Source organism: Streptomyces physcomitrii (assembly GCF_012273655.1).
Lineage (GTDB): Bacteria > Actinomycetota > Actinomycetes > Streptomycetales > Streptomycetaceae > Streptomyces > Streptomyces physcomitrii.
Map to the genome: position 1 here is coordinate 249,119 of NZ_JAAWWP010000005.1, position 13,051 is coordinate 262,169.

Consider the following 13,051-nt stretch of genomic DNA (forward strand, 5'->3'; position numbering starts at 1 on the left):
CGAAGTGCGTACGGGGTACGGGGGTATGGGGAGACGTGCAGTACGGGTGTGAAGTGCCTTACAGCGACGGGAAGTTGCTTTTGCGTGCTGTCGGAAGGCGGTGTGGGGAGGGTGAGTTGTCCCTGGCCCTGAGCCGTTCGCTGCCGTCGGCCCAGCTCCAGCCCCATCCCCACCCCCTGCCTCTGCCGGTCGAGCGGGTGTTGACGGCGGACGCGCCGCCAACACCCGCTTGAGGACCGGCAGTTGAGGGACAGGCCAGGGCCGGGGAAAAGGTCAGGAGCCGCTCAGGCCGAAGAACTTGGCGATCCAGTGGCTGGAGCAGATCGAGGCCAGGAAGTATGGGGCGCCGGTGCTGCCGCACTGTTCGGCGCCGGTTCCGGGGTCGACGGGGGTGCCGTGACCGATGCCGGGCACCCGGTCGACCTCGACGGCGACCTTGCCGTCCGTACCCACGTACTCCTCCTGGCGGGTGGAGTTGGGGCCGATGCTGCCGACCCGGTCCGGGGTCTGGGAGAGGCCGTGCAGGGCCGTCCACTGGTCCCGGAGTTCGTCGGCGTTGCGCGGGGCGACGGTGGTGTCCTTCTCGCCGTGCCAGATGGCCACCCGGGGCCAGGGCCCGTTCCAGGAGGGGTTCGCCGCGCGGACCCGCTCGGCCCACTGCTCGGGGCTGAGGTCGACCCCCGGATTCATGCACAGGTACGGGCTGCTGTCCTTGGTGCACTCGTACGGGAGCCCGGCGACGACCGCGCCCGCGGAGAAGACGTCGGGGTAGGCGCCGAGCATCACCGAGGTCATGGCGCCCCCGGCGGAGAGCCCGGTGACGAAGACGCGGGAGGAGTCGGCCCCGTAGGCGGAGACGGCGTGCGCGGCCATCTGCCGGATCGAGGCGGCCTCGCCCTGGTCCCGGCGGTTGTCGGTGGCCTGGAACCAGTTGAAGCACTTGGTGAGGTTGTTGGCGGTGCTGGTCTCCGCGAGGACGAGCAGGAAGCCCTCGCGCTCGGCGAGTTCGGGCAGCCCGGAGTTGTCGGCGTAGACCTGCGCGTTCTGGGTGCAGCCGTGCAGGGCGACCACCACCGGCGGGTTCGCGGGCAGGTTCGCGGGCCGGTGGACGTACATGCTCAGCGCACCGGGATTGGCACCGAAGTCCGGCACCTTGGTCAGCTCGGCGGCCCGGTGACCGGCGGGCTGCGCACCGGCCGTGCCCGCGGCGGGAGTGGAGCCGCCCTGGGCCATCGGCGCGGGCGCGGCGGAGGCGGCCGGGGCGGCGAGCACCCCGCAGAGCACCAGCGCGGGCACGGCGAGCAGTCGGCGAACTGCCCTGCGGCGCAAGGGCAGTCGGGTCGGGCGGGATGCCCGGTCGCGCCCGGAGTGGAAGTTCGGCATGGCGGCTCCCTCGGTGGCGTGGCGTGCGGTGGCGGTGGCGGGCCCCGGGGCCCTGCCGTGGCCGGGGCGGGGCGGTCCCGGCTCCCGGAACCGTAGGAGCGGGGCCAGGGCAGCCGGTATGGGACCGTGCACCACAGCCGAGGCCGGGCCTGGGTGAGCACCGGGGGTTGCCCGGGACCGGAGGGCCTGATAGGCGCGCAGGGCACCGGAGTTGGGCGGGCGGCGGCCTCGCGGCAGACGACAGCCCTCGGCGGGCGACGGCCTCACGGCGAGCGACGGGCGGCGGCCTCGAGGCGTGGCGACGGCCTCGCGGCGAGCGACCGGCCGTCCCGGCAGTCGAGTCGACCCCCGGGCAGACCTCCGGCGGCCCCCGGACAGACCTCAGTCAGCGCTCAGGCAGACTCCGGGCACCCCCAGGCGGACCCGGAGGATCCGCATGCGGAGGTATGCGGCGAAGCGGCTGTCCGTCGGACGAAAAGAACTCCGGCGTGGCGCGGGTTCGCTTGAGTGGACCCGTGGCACCCCGGGCACCCCGCCGCCCCACCCACACCAGCACCGGCACCGGCACCGGCACCGGCATGACGCACCGACCGGCGCGGGCACCCCCGCGCGGTGCGGTACCCGCCGCACATCGAGAGAGGCACGGCTGACATGAAGACGCGCGCGATTCCCTTGCTCCTGGCGGCAGTTCTGGGCCTCGGCACCCTGACTCCGGCCGCCGCCCAGGCCGCGGCGGACCGGAACCCGGTGCCCCGCCCCGTACCCGGCTCCGCGGACTCCGTGAAGTCGGCGAAATCCGCGGAATCCGCGGACTCCACGGCCCCGACGAGCTCCGCGGACCCGGGCGGCCCGCCGCTGGAGACCCCCGTCGCGACGCTGGCCGCGAACCTCACGTGCTCGGCGGATCTGGCCGGCTCGGCGCGGACGCCGGTACTGCTGACCCCCGGCACCGTCGAGAGCGCCGACCAGGCCTGGAGCTGGGGCTATCAGAAGGTGCTGCGGGAGCGGGGGCACGCGGTCTGCGTGATCGAGGACCTGCCGGACTCCGGGACCACCGACATGCAGGTCACCGCGGAGTACGTGGTCTACGCGCTGCGCCGGATGCACGAGGTCAGCGGGCGCAAGGTCTCGGTGATCGGGCACAGCCAGGGCGGGCTGCTCAACGCCTGGGCGCTGCGGTTCTGGCCGGATCTCGCGGGCAAGGTCGACGACATCATCGGCCTCGGCGCCCCGCACAGCGGCGGCCTCTTCGGCGACCTCGCCTGCGTGGCCGGGCGGTGCCCCGACTCCGCCTGGCAGTTCAAGGCCTCCTCGGACTTCGTGCAGGCGCTGATCCGTGAACCGCTCGCCGCCGGGCCCTCGTTCACCTCGATCGGCTCCGACACCGACGAGGTCATCTTCCCGGCGCCCGGCGCCACCCGCTTCCCCGGTGCCGCCAACCTCCAGGTGCAGCAGCTCTGTCCGGGCCGCCTGGTCGGCCACATGGGGCAGCTCTTCGACGCGGGCGTGCATGCGCTGGTCACCGACGCCCTGGACCACGAGGGCCCCGCCGACCTCGACAGGGCCGACAGGGGCGGCTGTTCGCGCTACTGGTTCGAGGGGGTGGACGAGGCGAAGATGGCCGCGGGCATCCTCATCGTGAAGGACATCCTCGCCGCCTTCCTCGATGTGCGCTGGGTCGACAAGGAGCCCGCGCTCAAGGAGTACGCGGCCGAGGGCTGAACACCCCACGCCCGCACGGCGGTTACGGCAAGGGCCCCCGCCACCGGTCACACGGTGGCGGGGGCCCGTCCTGCATCCCGTCCCGGGCAGTGGTCGGGACGGGGGACCTGGGGGCGGTCAGCTCTTGGGCATCAGGACGGTGTCGATGATGTAGACGTTGGCGTTGGAGGTCTGGACGTTGCCGCAGACCACCTTCGAGGCGTCGTTGACCTCGTAGGACTCACCGGAGCCCGAGGTCTTCACCTTCGACTTCTCCAGGGTGGTGAAGTTGCCGTTGTCCATCTGGGTGGGCTTCAGGCGCTGCGGGACGACGTGGTAGGTCAGGATCTTGGTCAGCTGCTCCTTGTCGGCGAGCACCTTGTCCAGGTCGGCCTTCGGGATCTTCGCGAAGGCGTCGTTGGTCGGCGCGAACACCGTCAGGTTGTCGGTGTTGTTGAGGGTGTCGACCAGTCCGGCCTTCTTCACGGCGGTCACGAGGGTGGACAGCGCCGGGTTGTTGGAGGCGGCGGTGGCCACCGGGTCCTTCGACATGCCGTCGAAGGAGCCCTTGCCCGACTTCGGCACGGTGCCGCAGGCCGGGCCGAAGGGCTCGGACATCGCGGAGGTGTCGGAACCCTTGTCCGGCGAGGAGGGCTTGGCGGACGAGGACGAGTCCGACTTGGTGTCCTTGTCGTCGCTGTCGTCCGAACAGGCGGCCAGGGACAGGGGCAGCAGGGCGGCCGCGGTGACGGCGACGGCGACCTTGCTGAGACGGGGCTTGCGCATGGTGCTCTCCTTCAAACGGGTTTCGATCGTGAAACGGAAAAGGTTCAGGAAACGCCCGTACCGGCACGCAGGGGACGCGCGGGAGGTACGGGGTCGGCTCGGTCTTCTCGTGCGGGGGCTCATGGCACGGTGACCACCACCGAGTGCCAGCCGGTCGCGCCGTCGGGCACGGTGCCCTGGCGGCGGGAGGTCTGGGTGGCGCCCTCGCCGTCGGTCGCGCGGGCTTCGAGGGTGTGGTTGCCGGAGGTGGCCGGCCACTCCCAACTCCATTGGCGCCAGGTGTCCTTGTTGGCCTCGGTGGCCAGTTCGGCGCGCTGCCAGTCGCCGCCGTCCACCCGCACCTCGACCTTGGCGATGCCGCGGTGCTGCGCCCAGGCCACCCCGGCGACCGCGACGGTGCCCTTGCGTGGGGAGGAGAACGGCCGGGGGGTGTCGATCCGCGCCTGGGTCTTGATCGGCGCCTCGCGGGACCAGGACTTGCGCACCCAGTACGCGTCGAAGTCGTCGAAGGTGGTCAGTTCGAGTTCCTTCAGCCACTTGCAGGCCGAGACGTAGCCGTAGAGGCCGGGCACCAGCATGCGGACCGGGAAGCCGTGGTCGAAGGGGAGCGGTTCGCCGTTCATGCCGACGGCGAGCATCGCGTCCCGGCCGTCCATGACGGTGTCCACCGGGCTGCCCAGGGTCATCCCGTCGACCGACCTGGCGACCAGCTGGTTGGCCGGCCCGCCCTCGGACGGCGGCTTCACCCCGGCCTCCCGCAGCAGGTCCGCGAGGCGTACGCCGATCCAGCGGGCGGTACCCACGTACTTGCCGCCCACCTCGTTGGAGACGCAGGTCAGCGTGATGTCCCGCTCGATCAGCTCGCGGCGCAGCAGGTCCTGGTAGCCGATCTCCAACTCCCGGCGCACACCCTTGCCGTGCAGCCGCAGCCGCCAGCTGTCCGCGTCCACCTTCGGCACCACCAGGGCGGTGTCCACGCGGTAGAAGTCGCGGTTGGGGGTGACGAAGGGGAACATGCCCTTCACTCCGAGGTCGACGCCCTTCGGCAGCGGCCGGGCCGGGGAGGCGGGCCGGGGCAGCCGGATGGACTCGCGGGCGGCGGCGGCCTCCCGGTTGCCGGAGGCGTTCACCGCCCGGCCGCCCACTCCGGCGCCCGCCGAGACTGCCGCGGCGGCGGTGGCGAGCACCACGAACCTGCGCCGGTCGAAGGGGGCCGGGGTCCGGTCGGCAGCCGGGGTCTCACCGGCAGCCGGAGTCTCGTCGGCAGCCGGAGTCTCGTCGGCAGCCGGGGCCGTGCCCGCCGCGGCGGGCGTCCGGCGGAACGGCACCACCGGCGGCCACAGTCGCCGCGCGGAGAGCAGCGAGCCGAGGACGTACAGGAGCACCGCCCCGGCCAGCGCGCCCACCAGCGAGGGGACGAAGTCGGTGGTGCGGGCGGCGGGCCGGTTCGCCGCGGCGACGGAGCCGAGGATCCCGAAGGCCAGTACGCCGAGGGCTCCGAGGAGCGGGTAGGGCACCGACAGGGCGCCGATGACCAGGGCGAAGAGGGCCAGCAGGACGAGGATGCCGAGCTGGAGGACGAGTTTGTCGTTGGTGCCGAAGTTGCGGATCGCCCAGTCCTTGACCCCGGTCGGGGTGCGGTCGATGACCGCGCCGCCGACCGCGGTGACCGGGGAGGCCTCCGGGCGCAGCAGCGCCGAGACCAACTCGGCCACGCACAGGGCCGCGAAGGCCGCGAGCAGCCCGCTGACCGCGCCGAGAACGGCGCGCAGTGCCCGCTCGCGGCGGGGCAGCGCGCCGACGGTCTCGGCGTCGTGCTCCGGGTGTGCCTGGTCTTCGCTCACGTCAGGCCATTCGGGGCAGGGCGGCCCGCGGATTGGTCCCGCCTTCCGGGTTCATCCCTGCGGATGACTTTCGCGGAATCGACCAATCCGTGGCCCCTGCGGCTCCGAAGGACTGCCGAGGCAGGCGTGCTGCCGCCGGCCCCGATTCAGGGGCCCGGGGGCGGTGCGCGGTACGGCACGGAGGAAGGGGCACGATGACGGCGTCGTCAGACCAGACGCGGGCGCGGCGGGAGCCGGGGCCGCGGCCGGGCGGCACGGGCAGGCCGCGTACGGCGGTGATCGGCAGCGGGATAGCCGGGCTGAGCGCCGCGTACGTACTGTCCCGGTCCCACGACGTGACGCTGTACGAGGCGGACGACCGGCTCGGCGGCCACGCGCACACCCACGAGGTGACCGCGCGGGACGGGCGCGCGCACCGGGTCGACTCCGGTTTCATCGTGCACAACCGGCGCACCTATCCGCACTTCCTGCGGCTGCTCGGCGAACTGGGCGTCGCCACGCAGGAGTCGGAGATGAGCATGTCGGTGCGGTGCGAGGGCTGCGGCCTCGAATACGCGGGCGCGCGCGGCCCGCGGGGTCTCTTCGCGCAGCCGAGGAGCCTCGGCAATCCGCGCTTCCTGCGGATGCTGGCCGAGGTCCCGCGCTTCCACCGGGCCGCCCGGCGGCTGCTCGCCGACCGCTCCACGGCCGGGCCGGACGGGGCGGACGCCGGTCCGACGCTGGGCGAGTTCCTCGAACAGGGCGGTTTCTCCGCCTACTTCACGGCGCACTTCGCGACCCCGCTGGTCTCCTGCGTCTGGTCCTGCGACACCGCCACGGCCCGCCGCTACCCGGCCCGCTTCCTCTTCACCTTCCTGGAGCACCACGGCATGCTCTCGGTGGGCGACTCCCCCACCTGGCGCACCATCACCGGCGGTTCACGGGAGTACGTGGACCGGATCGCCAAGCAGCTCGGCTCGGTGCGCACCTCCACGCCGGTACGGGCGGTGCACCGGCACGCGGACGGCGTCGAGGTGGACACCGCGGGCGGCGAGCGGGCGGCGTACGACTCGGCGGTGATCGCCACCCACCCCGACCAGGCGCTGCGGCTGCTCGCCGAGCCCACCGAGGAGGAGCGGCGGGTCCTCGGCGCGCTGCCCTACACCGCCAACAGCACGCTGCTGCACACCGACGCCTCCCAGCTGCCGCGCGCCCCGGGCGCCCGCGCCTCCTGGAACTACCTGCTGCCCGACTGCACCGCGGGCAGCGACCGGGTGCGGGTCAGCTACGACATGACCCGCCTGCAGCAGCTGGACACCGAGGAGACCTATGTGGTCACCCTCGGCGGCGACGAACTCGTCGACCAGGAGCGCGTCTTGGCCCGGATGTCGTACGAACACCCGGTGCACACGCCGGAGTCGGTGGCCGCACGCGACGAACTGCCCGCGCTCGGCGGCCGGTCGCTCGCCTTCGCGGGCGCCTACGACGGCTGGGGCTTCCACGAGGACGGCTGCCGGTCGGGGGTCGCGGCGGCCCGGCGGCTGGGGGTGGAGTGGTGAGCGCCGCGGCCCGGGCCGCCGAGTCCGGCAAGCACACGGGCGAGGCGGTCGTGCCCGCGCTCTACCCGTGCACGATCACCCATGTCCGCACCGCGCCGGTACGCCACCGGTTGCGGCACCGCACGTACCTGTGGCTGATCGACCCGGACCACCCGCCGCGCCCGCGGGGCCCCTTCGGGATGCTGGCCCGCTTCGAGGGGCGGGACCACTTCGGCCCCTCGGCGGGCACCCTGCGGGCCAAACTGGACGCCTTCCTCGCCTCGCGCGGGGTGGATCTGGACGGCGGCCGGGTCCTGATGCTGGCGCACGCCCGCGTCCTCGGCTTCGTCTTCAACCCGCTCACCCTGTACTGGTGCCACCGCCCGGACGGCACCCTCAGCTGCGTGGTCGCCGAGGTGCACAACACCTACGGCGAGCGGCACTGCTATCTGCTGCACCCCGGCGAGGACCAAGTGGCCGAGGTGCACAAGGAGTTCTACGTCTCGCCGTTCTTCCCGGTGGACGGCTCCTACCGGATGCGGCTGCCCGAGCCCGGTGCCGCCCTCGATCTGACGATCCGTCTGGACCGTTCGGGAGAGCGGCCGTTCGTGGCCCGGGTGACCGGCGAACGCCGGCCCGCCTCCCGAAGTCACCTCGCCCGCCTGGCCGTTCGGCATCCGCTGTCCACGATCGCGGTCGCCCTCGCCATCCGGGTGCACGGTATCCGGCTCTTCCTGCGCGGCCTGCCGATCCGCAGCCGCCCGGCGCACCCGCCCCAGGAGGGCATGCGCTGACCACCGCCCCACCCGCTCGACCCGTTCGACCCGTTCGACCTGTACCCCGCACCAAGGAGTGACCCCCGGTGACCACCAGCGTTCGTACCCAGACCCCGCGGCAGCGGCCCCCCAGGGGCGCGGCGCCCCGCCTCGGCGCCCTCGTGGAGAAGGCGCTCGGCGGCCCCCTGCCCCTGCGGCTGCGCGCCTGGGACGGCAGCGAGTACGGCCCCGGCGGCGGCCCGGTCGTCGTGCTGCGCTCCCGGCGCGCCCTGCGCCGCCTGCTCTGGGAGCCCGGTGAACTCGGCCTGGCCGAGGCCTATGTGACCGGCGAGATCGATGTCGAGGGCGACCTCGCTCAGGGCCTGCGGCTGATGTGGCGGGCGGCCCGGGAGGGCGCCCTGCACCCGCCGAAGCTGGGGCTCGGCGACCGCGCGGGCGCCCTCGCCTCGGCCGCCCGCCTCGGCGCGCTCGGCCCCCGGCCGCCCGTCCCGGCCTCCCGGGCCCGGCTCAGCGGCGCGCTGCACAGCACCACCCGCGACCGCGCCGCGATCAGCCACCACTACGACCTCTCCAACGACTTCTACCGGCTGCTCCTCGACGAGACCATGGCCTACTCCTGCGGCTACTGGGCCGAGGGCACCGCGGACCCCGAGGACGGCGACACCGCCGAGGCCGGCCGCCTCGCCCAGCGCGCCAAGCTCGAACTCATCTGCCGCAAGCTGGACTTGGGGCCCGGCAGCCGACTGCTCGACATCGGCTGCGGCTGGGGCTCGCTCACCCTGTACGCGGCGGCCGAGCACGGCGTGAAGGTCACCGCGGTCACCCTCGCCGCCGAGCAGGCCGCCCACGTCGCGGCCGAGGTCGCCGCCCGCGGCCTCGGCGAACTGGTCGACGTCGAGTGCCGCCACTGGCGCGACATCACCGGCGGCGGCTACGACGCGGTGGCCACCGTGGAGATGGGCGAACACGTCGGCGACGCCGAGTACCCGCAGTTCACCGCCGCCCTGCACGGCCTCGTACGGCCCGGCGGGCGGGTCTTCGTGCAGCAGATGTCGCGGGGTTCGGTCGCCCCCGGCGGCGGCGCCTTCATCGAGACGTACATCGCGCCGGACATGCACATGCGCCCCCTCGGCGAGACCATCGGCCTCCTGGAGGGCGCGGACCTGGAGGTGGTCTCGGTGCAGTCGCTGCGCGAGCACTACGTCCGCACGGTCGGGGTCTGGCACCGCACCCTGGAGGAGCGCTGGGCCGAGTTCACCGCCCTCCTCGGCGAGGAGACCGCCCGCGTCTGGCGGCTCTACCTGGTCGGCGGCGCCCTCGCCTTCGCGGAGGGCCGGATGGGCGTGGACCAGATCGTCTGCGTCCGCCGCGCGGCGGACGGCGCCAGCGGGCTGCCCGCCGACCCGGTCCGCTGGTACACGGTGGGCGGCACGGACACCGGGAACGCCGGGTTCACCGCGGGCGGCCCGGACACCGGGGACGCCGCGTGACGGGCCCGGCCGGAACCGCGCTCACCGTCACCGCGGGCGGCGGGGACTCCTTCCCCTGGTCCGTCTTCGGGCAGGGGCTCGCGGTGGCCGCGGGCGCCGCGCTCCTGGTGATGCTCGCGACCTTCGCGGTGGCGCTGCGCCTCGGGGTGCACCGGGTGGTCGACGTCGCCTGGGGTGCCGCCTTCGCCGCGGTCGCGCTCGCCGCCTGGGCCCACGCCGCGGGCCGGGGCGAGGGCGACGGGGTGCGCCAGGCCCTGGTCGCCGCGCTGACCTGCGTCTGGGGGCTGCGCCTTGCCGTCCACATCGCCCGGCGCGGCCGGGGCCACGGCGAGGACCCCCGCTACGCGAAGATGCTCGCCAAGGCGCCCGGCAGCCCCGCCCTGTACGCCCTGCGGAAGGTGTACCTGCTCCAGGGCGCCCTGGTCTGGCTGATCTCGCTGCCGGTGCAGGCGGCGATGCTGCTGCCCGGCCTCCCCGGCCCGGTGGCCTGGGCGGGCACCGCGGTGTGGGCGCTCGGCCTCTTCTTCGAGGCGGTCGGCGACCACCAGCTCGCCCGCTTCAAGGCCGACCCGGCCCACCGCGGCCGCCTCATGGACCGCGGCCTGTGGAGCTGGACCCGGCACCCCAACTACTTCGGCGACTTCTGCGTCTGGTGGGGCCTGTTCCTGTGCGCCTCGGAGCAGGTGCCGGTGGCCGCGGCGGTCCTGGTCTCCCCCGTGGTGATGAGCCTGCTGCTCACCGTCGGCAGCGGCAAGCGCCTCCTGGAACAGCACATGGCCGAACGCCCCGGCTACCCCGAGTACGCCGCCCGCACCAGCGGCTTCTTCCCCCGGCCGCCGCGGCGGGGGTGAGGGGCGGGGCGGGGCCGGGCGCGGGAGGGTCTGGGATCTGAGGTCTGGGATCCGCGCCGCCTCGGCCTCGCGCGGATGTGGCTCGCCTCGCGCGGATGCGGCTCGCCGCGGGCGGATGCGGCTCGCCGCGGGCGGGCGTGGGGGCGGGCCTCCGTATCCGGTGCCTTCGTACGCGGTGTGCCCGTACCCGGTGGTGAACGGCGGCGGGCCCGCCCGGCGGTGAACGGCGGCGGGCCCCGCCCGGCGGTGAACAGCAGCGGGCCCGGTCCGGGGCGGGTGTCCGGACCGGGCCCGCGGTCGTACGCGGCGCGCCGGGAGGCGGGGCGCTCGCCGGAAGGCGGGACGCTCGCCGGAAGGCAGGGCGCTCGCCGGGGCTCAGGCGGGCAGTTCCATCAGCGCCACCGGGTCCGAGGTCGGCTGCTTCGAGCCGCCCGCGGGTTCGACCGTGATGCCCATGCCCGAGGCGTCGCCGATCCGGCCGGCCATCAGCACGGTGTCCGCGGTCCGGTCCGAGTCGATCAGCCCGGCCGGGCGCATCGCACCGTGGTCGTCGAACCAGAGCTGGTACACCTTGCCCTCCGCCGGACGGGCCAGCCCCGCGCCCACGAAGACCGCCTTGTCCCGGCTGCGGGAGACCACCACGGTGCCGCTCGCACCGTCCCCGATCCGCGCCGAGGTGGTCCGCGCGTCCGGCGCCCCGAGCACCTCGGCCACCGCGTCCGCCCGGTCCTGCGCCTGCCGGGCCTCCTCGCGGGCCTGGTCGGCGCGGTCGTACTGCCAGACCGCCACCCCGCCGAGCCCGGCCGCCGCCGCGAGGCAGGCGGCGAGCACGAGGCGGGAGAGCCTGCGGGCCCGCCCCGGGACGGACGCGTGGTGCACCGGGTGCCCGTGGCCCGGGACCTCCTGGCGCACCTGCGCGACGGTGCGCAGGACCGCCTCCTTCATGGCGGGCGGCGGGGTGACGGTCACGGCCAGTCCCAGGCGTCCGGCCGTGGCCGCCAGCTCCTTCACCTCCTGCGCGCAGGCCTCGCAGTCCGAGAGGTGGTGCTCGAAGGCCTCCCGCTCGTCCTCGGGCAGGGCGTGCAGGGCGTACGCGCCGGTCAGCGTGTGCAGATCCGCGACGGTCATGCCGTCACCCCCAGGCAGTCGCGCAGGCGGATGAGACCGTCCCGCAGACGGGTCTTGACGGTGCCGAGCGGCACGGTGAGCAGTTCGGCGACCTCGCGATAGGTCAGCCCGCGGTAGTACGCCAACGACACGGACTGGCGCTGGAGTTCGGTCAGCGAGCGCATACAGCGCCGCACCTGCTCGCGTTCCAACCGCGCCTCGACCTGCTCGGCCACCTCGTCGAAGGCGGGCGTACGGTCCAGGAGCGCGGCACGCTGCTCCCGGTCGGTGGCGGCCTGCGCCGAACGCACCCGGTCCACGGCACGGCGGTGTGCCATCGTCAGGACCCAGTTCATGGCGCTGCCCCGGTTCTCGCGGTAGGCGGCGGCGGTCCGCCACACCTCCACGAGGACTTCCTGGGCGACCTCCTCGGACTGCGCCGGATCGCGCAGCACACTGCGGACCAGGCCCAGTACCGGGCCGCAGACCGCGTCGTACACGGCCCCGAAGGCCTCCTGGTCCCCGCGGGCGACCAGACCCATCTGCTCCTCGAGGCTGGGCCCCGGGGCCGAGGGGACTCCAAGACGTGCTGGTTCTCTCACGCGGTGCCCTCCAGGACGACGGCTCTGCCGAGCGGCGGCAGAGGACGGATACACGACTGATTCGGAGCCCGAGGCCCGGTGGATTGGTCCCGGACCGTCCCCTCCGCCCCGCCCATCCTCCGACACCGGCGACCGCCCGCCACGCACCCACCGGAGCCCGCCCCGTCGCGCCCCCACGGGCACCGGAGCCCGGCCCCTCGCGCCCCACACACACCGGAGCCCGGCCCCGCACCGGTGTCCACCGGTGCCCGGGCCGGGCTTCCTGATGCCGCTCCTGGCACCGCGCCCGCCGCGCCGCCCGGCTAGGCGTACGCGGCGTACGCGGCGTACCGCTCGCTCAGGTGTTGTCCTGCTCGCCGCTTCCGGCGGCCGGGCCGTCCTCGCCCGCCTCACCGTCCTCGCCGCTCACGGACTTCTCCAGGCCGAGCTGCTCGACGAGCCAGCGGTCGAACTCGATCGCCGCGCGCACCCAGCTGACCGTGGAGGAGACGAAGTGCTCCAGGGCGACACCGGTGCCGATCAGCATCTGCGCCTCGCCGATGAGGCGGACGGTGCCGTCGTCGTGGGTGTGGCTGTAGACCTTGGGCCACAGGGTGCGGCGGTTCCAGTCGTCGGCGGCCTCCAGGAGCTGCTGCTTGTCCTCGATCTGGTGCGGCCGGTCGTAGAACGTCCGCACCGAGAAGACCTGCTGCTCCGCCTCACCGCGGAACATGAAGTACGTACGGAAGTCCTCCCACGGGGCGGCGAGGTCGCCCTCCTCGTCGGTGACGTACTTCAGCTCCATCTGTTCGAGGAGCTGCTTGACGAGGTCCTGGTCCGGGACGACGGGCCCCGCCGGACCTCCGGACTGCGGCTCTGGCTGTCCCCCGAAGTTCGGAATCGAGGAGGGGTCGATGGTCACCGTGTTCTTCCCTTCATACGGATCCCGCCATCCTCCCCCATCCCGGCCGGGTACTGGCAACCCCCGCCGAGCCGCGCGCCGCACCGAGCGGCG

The 13,051-nt window shown here is 74.0% G+C and carries 10 protein-coding genes and 1 pseudogene; 5 read left to right on the top strand and 6 right to left on the bottom strand.

Features of this window, described 5'->3' with window-relative positions:
- Positions 1-58 precede the first annotated feature (58 nt).
- Positions 59-1,365, bottom strand: a pseudogene (locus tag HFV08_RS10815) (extracellular catalytic domain type 1 short-chain-length polyhydroxyalkanoate depolymerase); the annotation flags it as partial.
- Positions 1,366-2,034: 669 nt separating this feature from the next.
- Here HFV08_RS10815 and HFV08_RS10820 point away from each other — a divergent pair.
- Positions 2,035-3,105, top strand: a complete 1,071-nt coding sequence (locus HFV08_RS10820) for an esterase/lipase family protein (protein ID WP_168538251.1) — start codon at positions 2,035-2,037, stop codon at positions 3,103-3,105.
- Between the two features lie 117 nt (positions 3,106-3,222).
- Here the strand turns inward: HFV08_RS10820 and HFV08_RS10825 are convergent, their stop codons facing one another.
- Positions 3,223-3,870, bottom strand: coding sequence for a fasciclin domain-containing protein (locus HFV08_RS10825; RefSeq protein WP_168538253.1), 648 nt, complete (start codon positions 3,868-3,870; stop codon positions 3,223-3,225).
- A 119-nt stretch (positions 3,871-3,989) separates the two neighbouring features.
- The gene (locus tag HFV08_RS10830) at positions 3,990-5,642 is read right to left on the bottom strand and encodes a molybdopterin-dependent oxidoreductase (protein WP_168538524.1); all 1,653 of its coding nucleotides are present in this window, start codon (positions 5,640-5,642) and stop codon (positions 3,990-3,992) included.
- 266 nt (positions 5,643-5,908) lie between these two features.
- Between HFV08_RS10830 and HFV08_RS10835 the strand changes: the two genes are divergently transcribed.
- The 4 genes from HFV08_RS10835 to HFV08_RS10850 all read left to right on the top strand — a co-directional run bounded on the left by HFV08_RS10835 (position 5,909) and on the right by HFV08_RS10850 (position 10,348).
- Positions 5,909-7,252 carry an NAD(P)/FAD-dependent oxidoreductase gene (locus HFV08_RS10835; RefSeq protein WP_168538255.1) on the top strand — a complete coding sequence of 448 codons (1,344 nt, stop codon included), beginning with the start codon at positions 5,909-5,911 and terminating at the stop codon, positions 7,250-7,252.
- A 50-nt stretch (positions 7,253-7,302) separates the two neighbouring features.
- Positions 7,303-8,025 carry a DUF1365 domain-containing protein gene (locus HFV08_RS10840; protein WP_168538526.1) on the top strand — a complete coding sequence of 241 codons (723 nt, stop codon included), beginning with the start codon at positions 7,303-7,305 and terminating at the stop codon, positions 8,023-8,025.
- Between the two features lie 68 nt (positions 8,026-8,093).
- Positions 8,094-9,497 (top strand): class I SAM-dependent methyltransferase, encoded by a 1,404-nt coding sequence (locus tag HFV08_RS10845; RefSeq protein ID WP_168538257.1) that lies wholly within the window; start codon positions 8,094-8,096, stop codon positions 9,495-9,497.
- Positions 9,494-10,348: a DUF1295 domain-containing protein gene (locus HFV08_RS10850; RefSeq protein ID WP_376770601.1), complete on the top strand. Its 855-nt coding sequence runs from the start codon at positions 9,494-9,496 to the stop codon at positions 10,346-10,348. Before HFV08_RS10845 ends, HFV08_RS10850 begins: the two co-directional genes overlap by 4 nt.
- A gap of 375 nt (positions 10,349-10,723) precedes the next feature.
- Here HFV08_RS10850 and HFV08_RS10855 read toward each other — a convergent pair whose 3' ends face one another.
- The 3 genes from HFV08_RS10855 to HFV08_RS10865 all read right to left on the bottom strand — a co-directional run bounded on the left by HFV08_RS10855 (position 10,724) and on the right by HFV08_RS10865 (position 12,958).
- The gene (locus HFV08_RS10855) at positions 10,724-11,476 is read right to left on the bottom strand and encodes an anti-sigma factor (RefSeq protein WP_168538259.1); all 753 of its coding nucleotides are present in this window, start codon (positions 11,474-11,476) and stop codon (positions 10,724-10,726) included.
- The gene (locus HFV08_RS10860) at positions 11,473-11,997 is read right to left on the bottom strand and encodes a sigma-70 family RNA polymerase sigma factor (RefSeq protein WP_210430137.1); all 525 of its coding nucleotides are present in this window, start codon (positions 11,995-11,997) and stop codon (positions 11,473-11,475) included. The genes HFV08_RS10855 and HFV08_RS10860 overlap by 4 nt, the downstream gene beginning before the upstream one ends.
- 397 nt (positions 11,998-12,394) lie before the next feature.
- Positions 12,395-12,958, bottom strand: coding sequence for a type III secretion system chaperone family protein (locus HFV08_RS10865; RefSeq protein WP_312885508.1), 564 nt, complete (start codon positions 12,956-12,958; stop codon positions 12,395-12,397).
- Positions 12,959-13,051: the final 93 nt, after the last annotated feature.